The sequence below is a fragment of the Paludibacterium sp. B53371 genome (assembly GCF_018802765.1).
Lineage (GTDB): Bacteria > Pseudomonadota > Gammaproteobacteria > Burkholderiales > Chromobacteriaceae > Paludibacterium.
Window position 1 is genome coordinate 1,919,723 of the sequence record NZ_CP069163.1, and the last position, 12,796, is coordinate 1,932,518.

At 62.8% G+C, this 12,796-nt stretch carries 16 protein-coding genes; 4 read left to right on the forward strand and 12 right to left on the reverse strand.

Annotation, left to right across the window (positions count from 1 at the left end; genetic code table 11):
- Window positions 1-185: 185 nt before the first annotated feature.
- Window positions 186-740 carry a lipocalin family protein gene (locus JNO51_RS09190; protein ID WP_215776312.1) on the forward strand — a complete coding sequence of 185 codons (555 nt, stop codon included), beginning with the start codon at window positions 186-188 and terminating at the stop codon, window positions 738-740.
- 13 nt (window positions 741-753) lie between these two features.
- Here JNO51_RS09190 and JNO51_RS09195 read toward each other — a convergent pair whose 3' ends face one another.
- Together JNO51_RS09195 and JNO51_RS09200 are read right to left on the reverse strand one after the other, a co-directional pair.
- A complete protein-coding gene (locus JNO51_RS09195; protein WP_215776315.1) occupies window positions 754-1,173 on the reverse strand; it encodes a hypothetical protein in 420 nt (139 codons plus the stop codon).
- Between the two features lie 177 nt (window positions 1,174-1,350).
- Window positions 1,351-1,692 (reverse strand): hypothetical protein, encoded by a 342-nt coding sequence (locus tag JNO51_RS09200; RefSeq protein ID WP_215776318.1) that lies wholly within the window; start codon window positions 1,690-1,692, stop codon window positions 1,351-1,353.
- Between the two features lie 192 nt (window positions 1,693-1,884).
- Here JNO51_RS09200 and JNO51_RS09205 point away from each other — a divergent pair, with 192 nt between their 5' ends.
- A complete protein-coding gene (locus JNO51_RS09205) occupies window positions 1,885-3,027 on the forward strand; it encodes a helix-turn-helix transcriptional regulator (RefSeq protein WP_215776320.1) in 1,143 nt (380 codons plus the stop codon).
- 17 nt (window positions 3,028-3,044) lie between these two features.
- Here the strand turns inward: JNO51_RS09205 and JNO51_RS09210 are convergent, their stop codons facing one another.
- From JNO51_RS09210 to JNO51_RS09225, 4 genes are all read right to left on the reverse strand, one after another.
- Entirely contained in the window at window positions 3,045-3,503 is a 459-nt protein-coding gene (locus tag JNO51_RS09210; protein WP_215776322.1) for a GNAT family N-acetyltransferase, read from the reverse strand.
- A gap of 106 nt (window positions 3,504-3,609) precedes the next feature.
- A complete protein-coding gene (locus JNO51_RS09215; protein ID WP_215776325.1) occupies window positions 3,610-4,359 on the reverse strand; it encodes a bifunctional 2-polyprenyl-6-hydroxyphenol methylase/3-demethylubiquinol 3-O-methyltransferase UbiG in 750 nt (249 codons plus the stop codon).
- 28 nt (window positions 4,360-4,387) lie between these two features.
- Window positions 4,388-5,020 (reverse strand): LysE family translocator, encoded by a 633-nt coding sequence (locus JNO51_RS09220; RefSeq protein WP_215776327.1) that lies wholly within the window; start codon window positions 5,018-5,020, stop codon window positions 4,388-4,390.
- Window positions 5,021-5,078: 58 nt separating this feature from the next.
- Entirely contained in the window at window positions 5,079-6,449 is a 1,371-nt protein-coding gene (locus JNO51_RS09225) for a pyridoxal-dependent decarboxylase (RefSeq protein WP_215776329.1), read from the reverse strand.
- An 89-nt stretch (window positions 6,450-6,538) separates the two neighbouring features.
- Between JNO51_RS09225 and JNO51_RS09230 the strand changes: the two genes are divergently transcribed.
- Window positions 6,539-7,960, forward strand: a complete 1,422-nt coding sequence (locus JNO51_RS09230; RefSeq protein WP_215776331.1) for a PLP-dependent aminotransferase family protein — start codon at window positions 6,539-6,541, stop codon at window positions 7,958-7,960.
- On the opposite strand, the gene JNO51_RS09235 is transcribed toward JNO51_RS09230, so the two are convergent.
- Window positions 7,903-8,388: a DMT family transporter gene (locus JNO51_RS09235; RefSeq protein ID WP_215776334.1), complete on the reverse strand. Its 486-nt coding sequence runs from the start codon at window positions 8,386-8,388 to the stop codon at window positions 7,903-7,905. The two genes, JNO51_RS09230 and JNO51_RS09235, sit on opposite strands and share 58 nt — an antisense overlap.
- 18 nt (window positions 8,389-8,406) lie before the next feature.
- Entirely contained in the window at window positions 8,407-8,823 is a 417-nt protein-coding gene (locus JNO51_RS09240) for a DMT family transporter (RefSeq protein WP_215776336.1), read from the reverse strand.
- A gap of 88 nt (window positions 8,824-8,911) precedes the next feature.
- Here JNO51_RS09240 and JNO51_RS09245 point away from each other — a divergent pair, with 88 nt between their 5' ends.
- Entirely contained in the window at window positions 8,912-9,601 is a 690-nt protein-coding gene (locus tag JNO51_RS09245) for a cyclic nucleotide-binding domain-containing protein (RefSeq protein WP_215776339.1), read from the forward strand.
- Here JNO51_RS09245 and JNO51_RS09250 read toward each other — a convergent pair.
- The 4 genes from JNO51_RS09250 to JNO51_RS09265 form a co-directional block, all read right to left on the reverse strand.
- The gene (locus JNO51_RS09250) at window positions 9,595-10,263 is read right to left on the reverse strand and encodes a DUF975 family protein (RefSeq protein ID WP_215776342.1); all 669 of its coding nucleotides are present in this window, start codon (window positions 10,261-10,263) and stop codon (window positions 9,595-9,597) included. The genes JNO51_RS09245 and JNO51_RS09250 overlap by 7 nt on opposite strands.
- 88 nt (window positions 10,264-10,351) lie before the next feature.
- Window positions 10,352-11,392 (reverse strand): hydrogenase expression/formation protein HypE, encoded by a 1,041-nt coding sequence (gene hypE / locus JNO51_RS09255; RefSeq protein ID WP_215776344.1) that lies wholly within the window; start codon window positions 11,390-11,392, stop codon window positions 10,352-10,354.
- The gene (gene hypD, locus JNO51_RS09260) at window positions 11,389-12,525 is read right to left on the reverse strand and encodes a hydrogenase formation protein HypD (protein WP_215776346.1); all 1,137 of its coding nucleotides are present in this window, start codon (window positions 12,523-12,525) and stop codon (window positions 11,389-11,391) included. The genes hypE and hypD overlap by 4 nt, the downstream gene beginning before the upstream one ends.
- Before the next feature lie 7 nt (window positions 12,526-12,532).
- The gene (locus JNO51_RS09265; RefSeq protein WP_215776349.1) at window positions 12,533-12,781 is read right to left on the reverse strand and encodes a HypC/HybG/HupF family hydrogenase formation chaperone; all 249 of its coding nucleotides are present in this window, start codon (window positions 12,779-12,781) and stop codon (window positions 12,533-12,535) included.
- Window positions 12,782-12,796 lie beyond the last annotated feature (15 nt).

A 12,796-nucleotide genomic window follows, 5' to 3' on the forward strand; every position in this document is an offset into this window, starting at 1 on the left:
TGGCCTGTATCAAGCCGGGGAGGTGCGGGCTGAGATGTCGACACCTGCGTCAGCACTTCGACACAAATGACGAAACCGGGGAAGAAAAATGACACTTCGACATCAAATCAGACGCGACAAGCCGGGGCCAAGTCGGGATAATCATTCAGGGCCTCATGCCCACGCTCGTACACTCAGGAATCAAGATGAAAAAAAACCTGCTTTTCCTGCTTTGCACACTACTACCCCTGGCGTCACAGGCAGACTCGCTCACTGCCATCCCGCGCCTCGACGTCAACCGCTATCTCGGCACCTGGTACGAAATTGCCAAGTATCCGAACTGGTTCCAGCGACATTGCGTCGCCGACACCACGGCGCAATACGATCTGAACAGCGACCATCAGCTGTCCGTACTCAATCGCTGCCGCAACAGCAAGGGGGAGATCGAACAAGCCAGCGGCATCGCGCGCCAGCTGGGAGGGCCGGATTCCGCCAGACTGGAAGTGAGTTTCGCCCCGACATGGCTGCAGATTGCGCCATTGGTATGGGGCGACTACTGGGTCATCGACCTGGATGCGAAATATCAGCTGGCCGCAGTCAGCGAGCCAACCCGCAAATATCTCTGGATCCTGTCGCGCACACCGCAAGTCAAACCTTCTGCCTATCAGAGTTTGCTGGCGCGCCTTGAAGTGATGGGATTTGATACGTCCGGGCTGACCCTGACCCCTCAGACCGGCATGACGGCCGATCAGCCGAACTGAGTCGTGCCCGGGCTCAGGCCCGGGCAATCAGGGAAGACGGGGAAGCGGCGGAGGCCGAAGCGAATGCGGCCTCAAGACCCGCCCTGCCGGATGCGACACGCGGACTGAGACGCCACTGCGCCATCAGCGCCGCCTGTCTGAACTGTTGTTGCAGCTGGGCAAAGCCGTCCGACTCCCCCTCTGTCCCGGAAGCCGGGTTATCTGCAGCCGCCTGCACCGGCGCAGGCCCCCGCATGGCGGCAGGCACGGACGGCACGCTGCTCACCACCCCCATCTGAGCCAGACTGAGCCCTGCCCCGGGCATCAGTCCGGCATGATCTGGCGGGTCGCCCTGATAGCCAGGGGTGGCGGCCACGCCGGCCAGGTCACTGGCATGACTGCTGGGCATCAGCGTGAGCGATGCCGGACTGCCGGGCACGATCGGGAAATCCATCCAGACTCCTGTTCTGATGCGACCACGCCAGACAGGCCCATGCTCAACGGCGTGTATCGCACACTAACAGCTTTGTCAGACAGTCGAACGGCAAAATTCCCGAAATCGGTTTTGAAATAATTACCAATTGTTAATGATGACCTTGTCCTAGAACAGAGCAGCCGGTTCGGACAGGACTCAGGCACTGGTCTGCAGCAACGAGCCGGGGCGATGCAAACCATTCCCCTCCATGCCGGCAGCCACATGGCGCATCATCTGCGACACGGCCAGCCGGCCCGGACCATGATGCAGTGCGACCCGCTGCAACATCGCCTCGACCAGCAAGGGATGGCGATGGCGAACACGCCGCGCCGCCGCCTCAAGCGCCAGCACCTTTCCGACCTTGCCCAGCTTGACTGGCATGACATGACCATGCTGAGGCAACTGCGCCAGGGCAGCCGCCGCAGCGAGTGCATATGGGCTGGCCTCGGCCCGGTGGTGATGCAGGGCATGCACGACGGGATGAACAGACAACGACATAACAACTCCGTATGAGGGGAGCCCTGCGATCAGGGCGACATATCGGAGAGTTTGTTGAAATGGCAAACGACTGAATCTAGGCGAATTCCTAAACTGACAGCCGCAGCCGGTCATTGGCGGTCAGTGGAACACTTGATATGCACCGCGCAATATATGCTATAAACATATATTAAACCCCTAACGGCGCTGGCGATGATCGACGCACACAGCCTCTCCCATCTCATCCACCTGATTTATCGTGCAGCCGAAGACCAGCAGGCATGGCCCGCCTTCCTGGCTGCCTTTGCCCGGACATTCCATGGCGGCCCCAGCGCCTTGTTCATGCATGACAGTCAATGCGGCGATTTATCCCGCCAGGGGGATAAGATCATGCTGCTGGAGTATCACGACTACGATTCGGCGTATGTGGAAAGCTATACGCGTCACTACGCCGCCTGCAGCCCATGGACCCGCGCCCAGGCCCAATTTGCGCCCGGACAGGCCGTCCTGTCGGAAATGCTCTGTCCGACTGACGCGCTGATCCGGACCGAGTTCTATCAAGACTGGCTGCGCCCGCAAGGCTTGATGTATTGCCTGGGCGGACTGGTCAGTCGCGACAATGGCCATACCATCATGCTGGCCACACTGCGCAGCGCCGGACAACCCGCCTTCGACCAGCAAGATCTGCGACATTACGATCTGCTGCAGCCCCACCTGAAACTGGCACTGGCCCTGCATCGCCGGCTGAGCCTGCTGAGCAGTCTGAACGGCGCACTGGATTCCCTGCCCCTGGCCTTGTGGTTGTGCAACCGTGAGGGCAAGGTGTTGCATGTCAACCAGGCAGGGCGACAGATCGCCAGCCGGCGACGCGGATTATGGATTGACGAAGGCGGAGGGCTGCACAGTGAACAAACGAGCGAAGATGCCGGCCTGCAAGCCGCCATGCGGCGCGCCTGCGGACACCAGGACGCCGGACATCGCAGCGGCAGCGCCCTGGCACTGAGCCGCCCTGACTCCACCACCACCCTGACGGTCATGCTGGCCCCCGTAAAGGAGGGGGCGACCGGACTGAGCGATGACACCCACGTCATCGTATTTGCCACCGACCCGGACGAGCGCACCTATGCGCCGGAGGAGCTGTTGATCCAGCGATTCGGCCTGACGCGCCGCCAGGCACAACTGGCGGGCTGGCTGATGCTGGGGGAGGACCTGAAGAGTTACGCCCGCCATTTCGACGTGGCTTACGACACGGCACGCAGCCACCTGAAACAGGTTTTTCTCAAGACAGGGGCACGTCGTCAAGCAGAATTGATCCGTATCCTGTTATCGGTGATGCCGACACAGAACGAGTCCTGAGGCCAGGGCGGGCAGGATCAGCCCTGATGCAGGCACTTGCCGAAACAGGCGGCCTCACTGCGGCCACTGTACCGCCCATAGTTGGCAATCCGCACATAGCCATGCCGCTGATAAAACGCCACGGCACGACGGTTGATTTCGCGGGTTTCCAGCCAGACTTCCTCATAGCCCATGCGCCGGGCCTCGGCTTCGAGATGCGCCAGCAATTTGCGCCCCACCCCCTGATGGCCCGGCACCGCATACATGCGCTTGATTTCGGCAATGCCGGGTTCCAGCGGGCGCAATGCCCCGCAGCCCACCGGCTCGCCGCGATCACCACGCGCCACCACAAAACAGGACTTGGCGCCCTTGAGTTCGGACGGATCAAAAGAAGCGCGACCGCTACTGCCGGTCAGATTGAACAACACCGTGGACAAAGCATTCTGCAGCATGACGGCATCGGCACAGGACGGGTCTTCATGAGTCAGCTGGTACATGGCTCACCTCCGTGATAATCGGTCGTTGTCGTTGCCCAACGGGCATTTCCCTTGATTTCAGAATAAGACTTGTCAGCGATAGTGCAAGAACGGACCTGCACCCTGATCAGCGGGCCGGCGCGTGGGCCACCACAATGATTTCGCCACTACTCTGCGGATCGAATGCGCCCCCCTGCCAATCGCCATACCAGTCAATCTTTCCGAATCCTGCCAGCGCCAGATGCTCGGCCAGACGTGGCTGTGACAAAAAACGCAACTGGCTCTCGCTGACCCAGTGACGACCGGCCGGCAACAGCTGGTAATGATCTTCAAAACGAATCAACTGCCCGATCTGCTCGACAAAGCGGTTCCAGTGCGCCAGGCGCTGCCCGTCAGGCAGCATGACCTCGCGCCGGGTCACCATGGGGGTCCAGTGCCGCCAGGCCCGCCTGAGGGGATTGCGCGTCTCGAACATCAGCCGACCGGCCGGACGCAAACGTTCACGCACCCCACTCAGCGTGGCGGCAATATCGCTGTCCGTCTGCAGGCACTGAAAGGCATGGCCGGTCATCGTCACCAGATCAAACATCGGCTCCGGCGGTACAAACGACAACTCGCCGACATGCCACTGCACCGTTTGCCCCGCATCCTTGGCCCGCGCGCACTGCACCATGGCCTCGGCCGGATCGATCGCCATCACCCGGTGGCCGCCGGCGGCCAGCCGCAAAGGCCAGCTGCCGGTGCCGCACCCCACATCCAGCACATCCAGTGATGTTTCGCCCAACTGAGACTGGTAAAACAACCAGTCATGCTCAGACTCATTGAAGGCATCATAAAAACGCGCCAGCGTGGCAGAGGTGTAGTGTTCGACTTCCATCATTCCTCCCGGGACCGCCAGAACCCATTTACGGGGCCTGCAAACGAGCCAGCCTGACCCCCATGCCGATAAACAGCAGGCCGCCGAGGCGACGCAGCCCAGCGAACAACCTGCCGTTGCGCAGCCTGGACTGTATCTGACCTGCACTAAAAGCATAAATGGCATGCACCAGACACACGATGGCGGCGATGGTCAGGTACATCACGGCAAACTGGGACCACAGAGGGCGGTCATTCACCAGGAATTGCGGCAAGAAGGCCGAAAAGAAGATCATGGTTTTCGGATTGCTGCCAGAGACGAACATCGCCTCACGCCAGACCCTTCCCCGGTCAAAGGAAGGGACATCGCCACGCACAACGGCCGTGGACCGACCCGGCGACGACGGCCATAACTGCCGCACGCCAAGCCAGAGCAGATACCCTGCCCCGACAAGCTTCATGATGAGAAAAAGAGGCGGCAACGTCTTGAGCACGGCCCCGACGCCGAGCGCCACCAGCAGCACCACCAGCAACTGCGCCAACAAATTACCCGACACGGTCACAAACGTGGCTCGCGGCCCATAGCGCAGCGTATTGCGAATAACCAGCAATACATTTGGCCCCGGGGACAAGGTCGTCGCCAGATAGGCCAGTGCAAACCAACACCACAGATGCCAGCTCATCGTTGCACCGCATTTATAATCAATGACATTTTCATACTGCATTTCTATCAGAACGGCGTCAAGCCTGACTTGCCCTGGCCAGGGCCTGACACACCCGCACCACATCGGATGCCTCGGTACGCCAGTTGCTGAAAGCCGCCCGAATGCCTTTCTGTCCCTGCCACACCCCCGGTGTCATGAACACCTCGCCCGCGGCATTCAGGCGTGTCAGCACCGCCATCGCCTCAGCGTGGCGCGGCCGGAAGATCACCACATTCAAGCGTGGCGGCTTGAGCAGCTCATAATCCGGCGAAGCCTGCAGCCATTCAGCGAGAGCGCTCGCCTGGCGGCAATTCTCCTCGACGATATGCCGCATGCCATCGCGCCCATAGGCCAGCAGACTGAACCACAGCGGCAGCGCACGGAAGCGGCGCGATTGCTCGATGCCACGATCCATCAGGGCCGGCAGGCTGTCATGCATTTCCAGATAGGGGGCGGCGACCGAGCAGCACTGCTGCAGCAGATCCGCGTGGGGCGTGAAGAAAATACCGCAGTCGTAAGGCACATTGAGCCATTTGTGGCCGTCGCAGGTGATGGAGTCGGCCAGCTCGATGCCCGCGGTCCAGCCATGCCGCGAAGGATCCAGGCGCGAAAACAGCCCGAAGGCACCATCAACATGCAACCAGGCCTGATGCTGGCGGCACAGGGCCGCAATGGCCGTCAAGTCATCAAAGTCAGTACCGGTGACCGTACCGGCACTGGCAATGACAATTTTGCCCGGTTCCGGGCTGGCGGCCAGCATGGCGGCCAGCGCCGCGACATCCATCGCTTCGCTGTCCGGCAGACAAGGCACGGCAGCGATCTGCTCGCGCCCCAGCCCGACCAGACCAAGCACCTTAAGACTGCTGGCATGCGGGGTGGCACTGAATACCCGGATCGCCGCCGGCCCGATGCCGTCTCGCGCAATGTCGCGCCCCTGACGCCAGCCGGCATGCTGGCGGGCGCAGACCATGGCCAGCAGATTGGCCGCCGTGGCCCCGGTGGTCAGGCTGCCGACCAGCCCTTCGGGCAGATCCAGCAACTGCCGCAGCCAGTCCAGCACCTGTAGTTCCACCCCGGTGGCGATCGAGTTGCCGGCAGAGGCGACGTTCTGATCGATCACCGCCGTCAGCCAGTCGCCCGCCAGCGCCGCCGGGGTCACGCCACCGGTGACGAAGCCGAGATAACGCGGACCGGGCGAGGCATTGAAGCCGGGCGCCAGGTCCTGACAAAATGCCTGCCAGACGCCCGCCAGCCCCAGCCCCTGCCCGGGCAGCGCCAGCTCCGGCGGCGAAGGATCATCCGGCCGAGCCACCGGGCGCTGCCCCAATTGCTGCAACCACTCCCTGCTCCATGCCAGCAGCTGCGGTTGAAGATCGAAAAAAGCCTGATCCGCCTGAGCCTGTTCCATCGCATTGTCCTTTCGTGATTGATGCCAAAAGCTTATGCTGAAGACCCGGCAGGATACAGATACAGAATGACAGATAAAAAAGAGTACAGATGAACGCCAAATATCAGCAACTGGCCCTCAGCCTGCGCCACGACATTCATCAGGGCAGGCTGCCGCCCGGTCAGCGTCTGCCGTCGATCCGGCAGCTGGCCCGACAGCATGGCGTCAGCCTGACCACGGCCATTCGCAGCTACGAATGGCTGGAGGCACAGGGAGAGATCCAGGCCGCGCCCAAGTCCGGTTTCTATGTGCGTGCCCGACGGCAAGCCAGTGCAGCGCCGCGCTTTAAGGACTTCGATCCGCTCGCCCATCCGGTCGACCATGCCGGCCTGATCGCCGAAATCCGCCAGGGTGCCCAACACCCCGGCCACACCCCGCTGGGTACGGTCATGCTGGCCCCCTCGCTGCTGCCGCTCGCCAGCCTGCAGCAAAGCCTGCAGCGTTCGGCGCGGCGTGCGCCGCAGGCAGCGGCCAGCTATGGCGCCCCCGGTGGCGAAGCCATCTTGCGCCAGGCACTGTGCCAGCATTTCGCCGCGGACGGGCTGGCACTGCATCCGGAAGATCTGCTGATCACGCAGGGCTGCATGCCGGCACTTCATCTGGCGCTGCTGGCCGTCAGCCAGCCCGGGGATAGTATTGCCGTCCCCTCCCCCTGCTACAGCGGTCAACTGCAGCTACTCGCCAGCCTGGGGCGTCAGGCACTGGAAATACCCTGCAGCCAGCACGGCATGGATCTGGACCGGCTGGAGGCCTGCCTGGCCGGCGGCCAGACCCGGGTCGCCCTGCTCAGTGCCAGCCACCACAACCCGCTCGGCTTCAGCCTGTCCAGCGAGGACAAGCAGCGCATCGCGGCACTGGCACAGCGCTACCAGGTCACCGTGATCGAAGACGATGTGTTCGGGGAATGCAGCCATGGCGGTCCGCGCCCCCTGCCGATCAAGGCCTGGGACAGCACCGGCCAGGTAATCTGGTGCGGTTCCTTCTCCAAGACCCTGGCGCCCGGCTATCGCATCGGCTGGTGCGCCCCCGGCAGACACCATGATGCGCTGCGCAGCCTGCATCTGGCCGGCATGCTGGCTGTCAATGCCCCGCTGCAGCTGGCACTGGCCGATTTCCTGCATCGCGGTGAATACCGCCGTCACCTGCGCCGGCTGCAACCGCAACTGGCCCGGCAGGTCGACCAGCTGCGCCAGTCGGTGTTGCGCCATTTCCCGCCCGGCACCGCCGTCAGTCAGCCCGACGGCGGCTACGCGCTCTGGGTGCAACTGCCGGACGCAGGCGACGGCATGGCGCTGTATCGCGCCGCGCGCCAGCGAGCGATCAGCCTGGTACCGGGCATGGTGTTCAGCGCCCGCGGACTGTATGGCGACTGCCTGCGACTCAATGCCGGCAACCCCTGGAGCGACGGCCTGGATCAGGCGGTTTCACGGCTGGGCGCACTCGCCACGCAGGGTCTTGCCGCACGTGGATGACGATCCACCCACAAAGTGCCCAGCAGACCCAGTCCTGCCAAGACGGCCCCCAGTACCCGCCAGCCGGACAGCCCTGCGTGCAGCCAGGCATCCAGCAGCAGACCGGCACTCATCTGCCCCGCAAACATCAACAGGGTCATGGCAAAGGCCGAGACATGCGGTGTCACCCGATTGCACAACACCACGAAACCCACCCCCACCGCACCACCCAGCCAGGCCCAGCCTGGTACAGTGACCCAGGCAAGGGATGGCCAGGGCAAGGAGACGCCACAAGACAGACAGGCCAGCACGGCGGCAGCCAGCCCTCCCAGATAATTGACCAGCGTCCCCGGCAGCACGCCGATCTGTCCGGCCAGCCGTGCGTTCAACAGACGCGACAGGGTTCGCGCCACACCGGCCAGCAAAGCCAGCATCATCGCCATCCACATGATTGCCCTCCTTTCCATTCAATGCGCCATGGCCACAATGCCGACGACAATCAGGGCCAGACAGGGCCATTTGCGGGCATCAAAACGCACCCGGCGCACCCCCAGCCAGCCAAAGTGATCAACCAGCATGGCCGAAGCCGTCTGACCGAACAGGCCCAGCGCCGCGGTCAGGGTGACGCCCAGGCGCAGGAAACCGGCATTGGCCAGCACCACGATCAGCATGCCGACCACCCCGCCGCCATACCACCAGAACGGAATGCCCGGTCGCCACAGCGACCAGCGGCGCTGCACCAGCAACAGCAGCACCCACAACAGGCCCGACAAGTGAATCAGGACACTGGCCGGCTGATTGCCCAGTGCCGCCGCCATCTGACCATTGAGATGAATCATCAGCGCCGTCAGCGCGCCACAGAGAAATGCCCACACAGTCATCATCCTGCCTCCTTGCCACCGAGCTTAGGTGGTTTGAATTGGCAGTCGTTATGACAAATGTCACAATGGTATTTTCTTCGAGGGCAGCCGCATGGATCCGCGCATCGAACACTATTACCGACAGCACCAGCTGCAGCGCATGCTGGGCGAGATCCATCTGCCGGCGCTGCAGCTGCAAGCTTTCCAGGCTGGCGAGTGCCTGCTGGCGCAGGGCCAGCCGGTGCGGTATCTGCAGTTCTTTGTGGCGGGACGCGCCAAGGTGGTGCTGCCCATGGCCAATGGCCGCGAGCTGCTGCTGTGCTTCTACCAGCCTCTGCAATTATTTGGTGATATGGAAATTTTCGAGCCGGACCGGCCCGCCAGTTCGCGCATCGAAGCACTGGATGATTGTCTGTGCCTGAGTCTGAGCATGGACTACGTCAGACGAGCGCTGATTGGTGACAGCGTTTTTTTGCAATCGCTCAGCCGCTCTCTGGGACGCAAGCTGGGACGGGTGATCCAGAACAGCGCCCTCAATATGCTGCACCCGCTGGAGGATCGTCTGGCCAGCTACCTCCTGGCCACCGCCCGCCAGCAGGGTGAGGACTGGTGGTTCAGCGGCAATCTGAGCCAGATTGCCGACTGCCTGGGCGTCAGTTTCCGTCATCTGCACCGCAGCCTGCAGGCATTCTGCAGCAAGGGCTGGCTGATCAAACAGGGACAACAATACCGCCTGCAGGATCGCGCCGAGCTGGCACGTCGTGCAGGCGGTATCTATGTCATACCAGGCAGCGTTTACTGATCGTCAAAACCGTAGGACAGACCGGGATCGGGGTCGGCGCTGCCGACTGCCGGCGGCACATCGCGAATATCCTGATAGAAGCGCACCAGGCTGGTGGACAGATACGGGATCACCCACAGCAGGCCGATGCCCAGCGTCAGCAGGCCCAGCAGGAACCAGCCGATGAAGCGGCAGCCCAGACAGAAGAACTTCCACTTGTTGCCGATCATCATGATCTTGCTCTTGCGCAGCGCCTCGCGTGCACTCAGTTGCGGCTCATCGACCAGCAGATAGAACGTCATCGAGTAGGACAAGGCGGCGATGACGCCCGGGATGATCAGCAACAGCGCCCACAGCAGGATGAACAACACCATCAGCAAATAGGCGGCCAGACCGGTCAGGTAGCGCTCGAAGCCGCTGAACAGCTGACTGAAGCGCAGCTCGCCGCCACGCAGCAACTGCAGGTAAAACAAGGCAAACCCCAGCTCCAGCGGCCCCTTGATCAACAGGTCGACGAAGCTGTCAGAGTATGGCGGCAAGCCAAGGTAAACCAACAGGCTCAGGCCCAGTTCGATCCCCAGCAGGATGGCTGTCGCGCCGACCGCCATTTTCCAGCGGCCGCTCAGGGCGGCCCGGGCCTCGGCCATGATGCGGGCATTGTCGGTCATGGAAATCTGGCTCATTACTGGCTTCTCCGGATGGATGGACGGAAAAGCATAGCAAATCTTTGCCCAACATTCATGACAGACAGCTAAAACCCGCGCCCCGTCCTCAGCAGATACGCGGCAGCTGCTCGCCGTTGATCCAGTCCACCATGCGCCGACCGCCAAAAGCGGTTTCCATCTGCACGAAATGATGATCATCGGCCAGCACCTCGCCGATGATCGCCGCCTCGCGCCCTTCCGGACGCGCCCGCATGACACGCAGCAGACGCTCGGCATCTTCCGGCGGACAGATCGCCACCAGCTTGCCTTCATTGGCCACATACAGCGGGTCCAGCCCCAGCAGCTCGCAGGCGGCACTGACCTGCTCGCGCACCGGCAGGGCACGCTCGTGAATCAGCATGCCGACACCGGACTGGCTGGCAAACTCGTTGAGCACGGCGGCCAGGCCGCCGCGCGTCGGATCACGCAGCGCGCGCAGGCCCGGTACCGCCTCCAGCATGGCCGCAACCAGATGATGCAGGGCCGCGGTATCCGACTGAATGGTGGTGTCGAAACGCAAGCCCTCGCGCAGCGACATGATGGCCACACCATGGTCGCCGATCGGCCCGGAAACCAGGATCTTGTCTCCCGGGCGACAGCGATCCCCGGACAGCTCGATCCCCGGAGGCACCACACCGACACCGGTGGTGGTGATGAATACGCCATCGCCCTTGCCTTCCTCCACCACCTTGGTATCCCCGGTCACCACCGGCACCCCGGCGGCCTGTGCCGCCGCGGCCATGGATTCGACGATGCGCACCAGGTCGGCCAGCGCAAAGCCCTCCTCCAGAATGAAACTGGCGGCGAGATACAGCGGCCGGGCGCCATTCATGGCCACATCGTTGACGGTGCCGTGTACGGACAGACAGCCGATGTCGCCGCCCGGAAAGAACAAGGGCGACACCACATGGCTGTCGGTCGCCATCACCAGACGCCCGCCGTCAGCCGGCAGTGGCAGACAGGCACCATCGTTCTGTGCCGCCAGCCACGGGTTATCGAAATGGCGCAGGAAAATCTGCTGAATCAATTGCGCCATGGCGCGACCGCCACTGCCGTGGGTCAGATCGATGCGGCCATGTTTGAGATCCAGAGGTCGGGTATAGCTCATGAGAGATCCGGCTGCGTGGCCGTGCGGAAACGGCCGTAAGTGTAATGGGCGGCACAGGCCCCCTCCGAGGACACCATGCAGGCCCCGATGGGGTGATCCGGTGTGCAGACCGTACCGAAAACCTTGCAGTCCTGCGGTCGCTTCTGACCGCGCAGAATGGCGGCACATTCACAGGCCTTGTGATCCGGCACCTGACGATCGCCGATACCGAAGCGCCGTTCGGCGTCGAAGGCGGCCAGCTCGTCGCGGATACGCAAGGCACTGGCCGGCACCTCACCCAGGCCGCGCCAGTCGAAGGCATCGCGCAGGGTGAAGACCTCGGCCACCATGCCCTGCGCCTTGAGATTGCCCTCGCGGCTCACCGCGCGGGTGAACTGGTTTTCAATCTGTGCCCGCCCCTCGTTGAGCTGTCGCACCAGCATCAGAATAGCCTGCATGACATCCAGCGGCTCGAACCCGGCAATCACGACCGGCTTGTGATAGCGCTCGGCAAAGGCCTGATAGGCGCCATAGCCGATCACGGTGCTGACATGCGCCGGGCCGACAAACCCGTCCAGCGCCACGGCATCCGGTTCGGTCTGTGCCTGCATGATATGCACCATGGCGGCCGGGGTCAGCACGTGGTTACAGAACACGCTGAAATTCTGCACACCGCGTGCGGCCGCCTTGCGAATCACCGCCGCGGTCGGTGGCGTGGTGGTTTCAAAGCCGATGGCGAAGAACACCACCTGACGATCCGGATGCTGCTCGGCCAGCGCCAGCGCGTCATCGCAGCTGTAGACCATGCGCACATCCGCCCCCCGGGCGCGGGCCTTGTACAGCGACATACCGCCCGAGGCAGGCACCCGCAGGGTATCGGCATAGGTACACAGGATCACCTGGTGCTGCACTGCCAGCTCGATGGCGCTGTCGATGCGCCCGATCGGCAACACACACACCGGACAGCCCGGGCCATGGATCATGCGGACCTGCGGCGGCAGCAGGTCCTGCAGACCGTAGCGCGAAATGGCATGGGTATGGCCGCCGCAGAACTCCATCAGCCGGTAACTGCGCCCCGGCCGCACTTCGGCCGCGATCGTGCGGGCCAGGCGTTGCGCCAGCTCACCATCGCGAAATTCGTCGATATATTTCATGGCAGACTCAGCGATAGGCAGCAGGGTTGGCCGGATCGGCATCCTGCCCCATGGAGGCCAGCAGCGACAGGGTCTGTGCCGCCTCGGCCGGGTCGAGTTTGCCGATGGCGTAGCCGACATGCACGATCAGATAATCGCCAACCGCCACCTGATCAATCAGGGCGACCGAGATCACCTTGTGCACACCGCCCAGTTCAATACGCGCCTGATCATCGTCCATGAGTTCGATCACGCGCGCCGGTATGGCCAGACACATGCTTGTATTCCTTGC